This window comes from Thermosynechococcus sp. OHK43 (genome assembly GCF_014466085.1).
In the GTDB taxonomy this organism is placed as follows: domain Bacteria; phylum Cyanobacteriota; class Cyanobacteriia; order Thermosynechococcales; family Thermosynechococcaceae; genus Thermosynechococcus.
In genome coordinates this window covers 1-6,248 of the sequence record NZ_JACOMP010000059.1, presented here as the reverse complement: position 1 = coordinate 6,248, position 6,248 = coordinate 1, and the positions used below count along the sequence as shown (strand labels likewise).

The following is a 6,248-nucleotide window of genomic DNA, read 5'->3' as shown; positions in this document are numbered from 1 at the left end:
GTGTATCTCTGGCCAGTGAATGCCGATCAGGAGGGGACACCCCGCCAAATTACGCGGGTGATTGACATTGTGCGACAGCAACAGATTCCCGCTGTCTTTTGCGAAAGTACCGTCAATGCAAATCCCCAACAACAGGTGGCACGGGAGTCTGGCGCTACATTTGCTGGCATTTTCTATGTGGATTCCCTATCACCCCCTGAGGGGAATGCCCCGACCTACCTTGACCTACTCAAGTACAACATCAACACCCTTATCCGTGGTCTCAGCGGGAGGACAACCCCATGATTTCTAGCCCTGCCATTGACTTACAAGATGTAACGGTGGCCTATCATCGCCATCTTGCCCTCCATGGGGCAACGCTGCAACTGCCCGCCGGCACGATCTGTGGGGTTGTGGGCATGAATGGTGCCGGTAAATCCACCCTTTTCAAGGCCATCATGGGATTTGTCAAGCCCATCCGAGGTCAGGTGCGCATTCATGGATTACCCCGCCAGCAGGTACAACGGCAGTCCCTTGTGGCCTATGTGCCCCAAAGTGAAGATGTGGATTGGCAATTTCCGCTGCGGGTCTGGGATGTGGTGATGATGGGACGCTACGGCAAGATGAACTGGCTGCGCCAACCGAGGGGGCGCGATCGCCAACGGGTACAGGAAAGCCTAGAGCAGGTGGAACTCTGGCCCTTGCGGCAGCGCCAAATTGGCGAACTCTCCGGCGGTCAAAAGAAACGGATGTTTCTTGCTCGGGCCTTTGCCCAAGAAGCACAGGTGTTGCTCTTGGATGAACCCTTTGCAGGTGTGGATGTGAAAACGGAGAAACTGATGATTGCTCTCCTCATGGCAGAGCGGGAGAAAGGGCACACAATTCTCATCTCTACCCACGATCTCTCCTCGATGACTACCTTCTGTGATCAGGTGGTGCTGGTGAACCGTAGTATCCTAGCCTATGGCCGCACCAGTGAAGTATTTACGCCAGAAAATCTAGCGCGCGCCTTCGAGGGATCCCTGAGGATCCCCCGGCGCTGGGACTAACGGCGACGAATCGGCGTACCACAGGGATAGGTGGCTACAGGCGCTTCAGTGGGCAGCTCCTTCACCTTGTGCTGAAGTTGGGCTTGCAGGTAGAGCTGCTGGAGGCGCTCGACCATTTCGCCGCGGCGATCGTAGAGCCGCTTCAGAGGACGGGGTTGACAGCGATTGAGGCAGTAGGCGGTGAGAATGGGGAGGGCGATCGTGCTATCGGTGTAGCAAACGACGGTATCCCGCAACCCTTGGGGATCCACTTTACCCCAACTGACAGCTTCACTGGGCACAGCACCCGACAGGCCACCGGTATCCGGACGGGCATCGGTAATCTGGATAAAGTAATCGTGCCCCCGTTCCTCGAGCCCCAACACTTCGTGGATTTGCGGCTGGGTTTGCAGCAGGAAGTTTTTCGGGCTCCCACCACCAATAATCAAGGCGGCACTTTTGCCTTTGCCCTCAGCGGCTTCACGGGCAAAGTAGGCAATGGCTGCGGTTTCATTGACATCAATGGCGGGGTCAATCATCAGTTTCGACCCTTCGAGGGCGATCGCCGCCACATTCATGCCAATGGAGCTATCCCCCGGGGAGGAGGTGTAGATGGGCACACCGCACTCATAGGCCGTGGCCAACAAACAGGAATGGGGCTGTCCCCGCTGCACCTCCAGTTCGCGCACATAGCGCCCCAAGTGATAGTGAAACTCAGCTGTACCCATGCGGCGTTGGAACGTTTCACTGCGCAGCACCTGCCGCAAAAAGGCATCGGTTTCCAGGAGCACATCGTAGTCAAAGATAATGTCATAAATGCGGATTTTGCTTTCCTTGCGCAGTTGCACATCATCGACAAAAGGATGGGCCGCATAGAGATCCATGCCTAGGGCATAGTGAATATCGTGGTAGAGGTTTGCCCCAGTGCTAATAATGTAATCGACAAAGCCAGCCCGCACTAAAGGCGCTAAGGCTGAGATGCCCAACCCCGTGGGGGTCATCGCCCCTGAGAGGCTCAGGCCAACCGTCACCTCTGGCTGAAACACCCGTTGACTCAGGAGTTGGCAAATTTCCCGTAGCCGTGCTGAGTTATAGGCGGTGAAGTATTTGTCAATAAGTTCTGTTAAGGTGATGTTGTCGGGAATGGGTGCGGGGGTAATGGGGGTAGCAAATGCAGACATCGGTCGTTCCTCGCAAACTAATTCCACAGCAGGCATAGCCACTTAGGCAGGAACATTCCTAACCGCAGCACCATTGAGCCCGCTGAGGGGTGTCTAATTGGTTGAAGTTGTTAAAAACTTGAAGTGCAATAACAGTGATGAACACGCTCAACACTTCTGATCGACCCAGTTCACAAGGGTGTGAACCTCCAGTTGCAGGCCGATCAGTTCATACTCGGTCCTTCGCAATTATCCACAACCGACAGTGCAGGGATGGCTGCTCGCCGTTGGCGCAACCCCATTTCGAGATACCAAGTTGCGATGTTGGGATAGCCCATCAACGTCAATTGTTTCACTGTTGACAAGTCCCATGCCCTTACATTACGAGATCACTATAACACTTCATTACCGAATTTGCCGTGCGCCCCGCCTATTATGCTTTTGCGGCTTGTTTTAGCATCTTCCTCATTCTCTACGCGTTAAGAGGAATCGGTTGGCTGACGATGCTGCCGGGGGGAATTTTCCTAACCCTCGCCCTTGGCAGTTGGTTTACGGGGCTTTGGTCGGTTCTCACATTTTTGAAGCAGCGCTATTAGCCCCTGGAGGCCTTCCCTCTATGGGGCCACCGCCAGTTGAGGGGATTCTAGGGGCAGCGGTTGCAGGGGGACGGTCGTTGACACGCTTGGCAATAGGGCGGTACGAAACTGGGTTGAGTTTCCATGCCAAAACTCAGCAATAAAGGCAGTAGCGTTGTTGGTGACGACATTGACCACAGGATGCAAGCCCAAAAACAGGCCGCCAAAGGTAACCGCTAAATTTGGCAGAGCAATCAAGGCCACATTTTGATAGGTTCGCTCTAGGGCATCGCGGGCAAGGGCAATGCCACGGCCAAGGGCAGACCAGTCGCCGTCCAAAAGAACAACCACTTTGGCATTGGGGTCAAAGGTAGGGGGCCGCCAGCGAATCGGTAACCATGTGGGTTCAGGACAGGAACAGGTTTCACCAAAGCTGATCCAGCCGACCCGCCGCCGCTTACCCACCAGATAGGCCTGAAGATCAGGGAGGCGATCGCCCGTGACCTCTGTGGTCCCCTCAAGGGGCCTACCTTGATCTTGAAGCAGATAGATATCAAGGCCAAGCTGTCGCAATTGCTGAATCAGGATGTGGGCCTGTTGAGGCTGGGGAAGACCGGCGCGAGCATCAATCACCAAGCTCTCCAGTTGCGCCAGTTGTTCTAAAGTACCGGCAGTGGGTAGATACACCCCCTGTTGCACCGCGAATACCTGTGCCGAGAGCATCACCGTCCGCAGTGACAGCTGCACACCGCTGCCAAAGTCAAACTGTAGGGGGGCGATCGCTGGTCCGTAGGCACCTGTCGTCAGCCAGAGGGCACCACTCAGGGCAAGCGTTGGCAGCACCGCATGGCGGGCAAATTCTCCCTGTTGGTGGGCAAGGGCACTGTCATAGACCGGTTCAGTGTGCAGCAGATCTGTCATCAAACCAAGGCGCGTTTGCCAACCGCTGCGGATCACCCACAGTTGAACCTGTCCCGTGAGAATTTGACAGCCTGCATAGAGGGCATCGCCGGGGCGGCAGATCCACACCTGTCGGGAGGGTTCAAAATGGGCAGGCTCCACCTCCGCCAATCCAGCCACAACGCGGCCATCCGCAGGCACAACATCCCCGGGCTGCAACCACAGCAGATCCCCAGCTTGCAACTCCTGAGTTTCAATCCTGAGGCAGTGACCTTGACGTTCCACCGTCAGGTGTTCATAGTGAGCCATCAAGACACTGGGATATCGATCCATCTGTTGCCGTCGCTGGCGATCGCGCACATCTGCCCGTGCCCCGGCCAACGTGGTCTTCAATGCAGGCGCTAAGAACTGGCCATTGACGGTATGCAGTACCATCCAAAGGCTATCGAGCAGATCTACATTGGGGGGATGCCCCTGACTCATCTGATGCCCCACCCGCTGAAACCAAGGCCAAGCACTGGCCAAGACCGTAGCCCCAACAACCGCGAAGGGCAATTCCAAGGGCGCACTGAGGAGGGAGACCCCTAAGGCCACCAAGGGCAGCCCCAAGCGTTCCCAATCGGTTTCAAGGCGAGCATCCGCCTCTACCTGTGCTTCGTAGTCTTCAAGGGCGATCGCCTCCGCAGGAGCCGCACTGTCCGGAAAGGGCTGCGGCACGGCCACCATTGCCTGTTCAAAACACTGCTTCAAACGTTCATAGACTGCTGCCTCATCGAGCAAATGGGGCTGATACTGCACCACCACTGTCGCCGCCTGCGGATTGAGACGCACCTGCTCAACAATGGCCAAAGACTCCAGCAACTGCACCAATAACTTTCCATAGGCAGGATCCCGTTGCACACGCGGCACTCGAAAGCGCACCCGCCCTGTTGTGGCATGAACAATTTGCTGCTCCATAACAACTTGACAAAACAGAGTCATAACGACTACGCTTTAGAAAGCAACGTTATGTAGAGGATTCCACCATGCTACCCAACCGTGAAGGCCAACGTGTTCCTGAAGTTACCTTTCGCACCCGCAAAGGCGATCAATGGGTCAATGTAACCACCAATGATCTGTTCAATGGCAAAACAGTTGTCGTGTTTGCTTTGCCGGGTGCCTTCACGCCCACCTGTTCTTCAACCCATCTCCCCGGCTACAACGAATTGGCACCTCTGTTTCGTGAATGTGGCGTGGATGATATCCTCTGCATTTCTGTCAATGATGCTTTTGTCATGAATGAGTGGGGCAAAACCCAGCAGGCAGAGAATGTGCGTCTGATTCCCGATGGGAATGGTGAATTTACCGCCGGCATGGGAATGCTCGTGGATAAGGAAGACCTTGGTTTTGGTCAACGCTCTTGGCGTTATTCAATGCTGGTGAAGGATGGCATCATTGAGAAAATGTTCATTGAACCGGAAGAACCCGGCGACCCCTTTAAGGTCTCGGATGCGGAAACGATGCTCTGCTACCTCAACCCCAGCTACAAGCGGCAATGGGTCTCCCTGTTTACGAAGCGGGGCTGTCCCCACTGCGCCAACGCCAAAACGATGCTTGCGGCAAAGGGCATTCACTACGATGAGATTGTCATCGGTGAGGGGGCTAGCCTGCGATCGCTCCAAGCCATTACCGGCGCAACAACAGTTCCCCAAGTCTTTATTGATGGCAAATATATTGGCGGTTCTGAGGCGCTGGCGGAATACTTGGCCACCGATTGTTAAGGATTTTGGCTAAAGCAGCGGCAGGCAAGGATTTTACCCAAAATGGAGAATGAACTGCCTGCATCCCCGCCATCTATGACAAAGCCCCGCTTTTTCCTCTGCCTGCTGTTTACTTTTTTGCTAGTGGCGGGGCAGACACCGTGGCCTCTAATGGCGCAAGATGCCCAAGCCCCCCCAGCCCCGGCTGAGATTCAGGAATACGCAGTTACCCTCGATGGCGAAGTTTTGTTTGAGGTGCGCGAAGGGGTTGGTTCCTTTACCCCCGAGGAGCGGGCAGCAGCGATTCAACACCGTATCCGACAAGTGGCAGAGGATGAAGATATCCCCGTTGACAGCATTACCATCAAAAGAGGGGGCGATCGCGATAATGTTACGGTTGTTCAAGGAAACCGCCCCCTCATTACCATTACAAAAGCGGATGTTGACAATCGCCTAGAAAGTCAAGAAGAAGTAGCGATTGAACTGGCCCAGCACATTCGTGAGGCCATTACCCGTTATCGCCAAGATCGGGTTCCCCAAAACCTGCTCAAAAATACTATTTTTGCGGTTTTAGCAACGATTCTTACGCTGATGCTCTATTCGGTGGTGGTTCGCATCTCTGGTAAGATTTTCCCACCGGTGAGCCGCTGGGGTGGGGAGCGGATTCCCCCCTTGCGCCTGCAAAATTTTGAGATTATTTCTCAGGAAAAGGTTGAGCGTTGGCTATTGCGGATATTGCAGTTGAGCCGACTAGCGCTGCTGTTGTTTATTCTCTATCTGTACCTGACGTTTGTTTTTAATCTCTTTCCTTGGACGCGCACCTTTGGCAAGAATTTTCTCAATCACTTCTTGGGTTCCCTTGAATTT

At 54.6% G+C, this 6,248-nt stretch carries 6 protein-coding genes and 1 pseudogene; 5 read left to right on the top strand and 2 right to left on the bottom strand.

The annotated features are described in order from the left end of the window. On the top strand, nt 1–285 hold a 285-nt coding region (locus H8Q75_RS02715; RefSeq protein ID WP_297040289.1), incomplete at its 5' end, for a zinc ABC transporter substrate-binding protein. Further along, nucleotides 282–1,028 carry a metal ABC transporter ATP-binding protein gene (locus H8Q75_RS02710; RefSeq protein WP_024125736.1) on the top strand — a complete coding sequence of 249 codons (747 nt, stop codon included), beginning with the start codon at nt 282–284 and terminating at the stop codon, nt 1,026–1,028. The genes H8Q75_RS02715 and H8Q75_RS02710, both read left to right, overlap by 4 nt. Here H8Q75_RS02710 and speY read toward each other — a convergent pair. Continuing rightward, nucleotides 1,025–2,188 (bottom strand): deoxyhypusine synthase, encoded by a 1,164-nt coding sequence (speY, locus tag H8Q75_RS02705; RefSeq protein ID WP_297040285.1) that lies wholly within the window; start codon nt 2,186–2,188, stop codon nt 1,025–1,027. The two genes, H8Q75_RS02710 and speY, sit on opposite strands and share 4 nt — an antisense overlap. A 398-nt stretch (nt 2,189–2,586) precedes the next feature. On the opposite strand from speY, the gene H8Q75_RS02700 reads away from it, so the two are divergent. After that, nucleotides 2,587–2,763, top strand: coding sequence for a hypothetical protein (locus H8Q75_RS02700; protein WP_024125734.1), 177 nt, complete (start codon nt 2,587–2,589; stop codon nt 2,761–2,763). A gap of 18 nt (nt 2,764–2,781) precedes the next feature. Here H8Q75_RS02700 and H8Q75_RS02695 read toward each other — a convergent pair whose 3' ends face one another. Next, nucleotides 2,782–4,623, bottom strand: a complete 1,842-nt coding sequence (locus tag H8Q75_RS02695) for an HMA2 domain-containing protein (RefSeq protein WP_297040282.1) — start codon at nt 4,621–4,623, stop codon at nt 2,782–2,784. 44 nt (nt 4,624–4,667) lie between these two features. Between H8Q75_RS02695 and H8Q75_RS02690 the strand changes: the two genes are divergently transcribed. Together H8Q75_RS02690 and H8Q75_RS02685 are read left to right on the top strand one after the other, a co-directional pair. After that, nucleotides 4,668–5,402, top strand: coding sequence for a glutathione peroxidase (locus tag H8Q75_RS02690; protein WP_024125732.1), 735 nt, complete (start codon nt 4,668–4,670; stop codon nt 5,400–5,402). A 75-nt stretch (nt 5,403–5,477) separates the two neighbouring features. After that, nucleotides 5,478–6,248 (top strand): annotated as a pseudogene (locus H8Q75_RS02685) (hypothetical protein); the annotation flags it as partial.

What these genes read in the sequence shown, in the direction of transcription:
- H8Q75_RS02710 (WP_024125736.1), top strand. Translation starts at nt 282, where the DNA reads ATGATTTCTAGCCCTGCCATTGACTTACAAGATGTAACGGTGGCCTAT.
- speY (WP_297040285.1), bottom strand. Translation starts at nt 2,188, where the DNA reads ATGTCTGCATTTGCTACCCCCATTACCCCCGCACCCATTCCCGACAAC.
- H8Q75_RS02695 (WP_297040282.1), bottom strand. Translation starts at nt 4,623, where the DNA reads ATGACTCTGTTTTGTCAAGTTGTTATGGAGCAGCAAATTGTTCATGCC.
- H8Q75_RS02690 (WP_024125732.1), top strand. Translation starts at nt 4,668, where the DNA reads ATGCTACCCAACCGTGAAGGCCAACGTGTTCCTGAAGTTACCTTTCGC.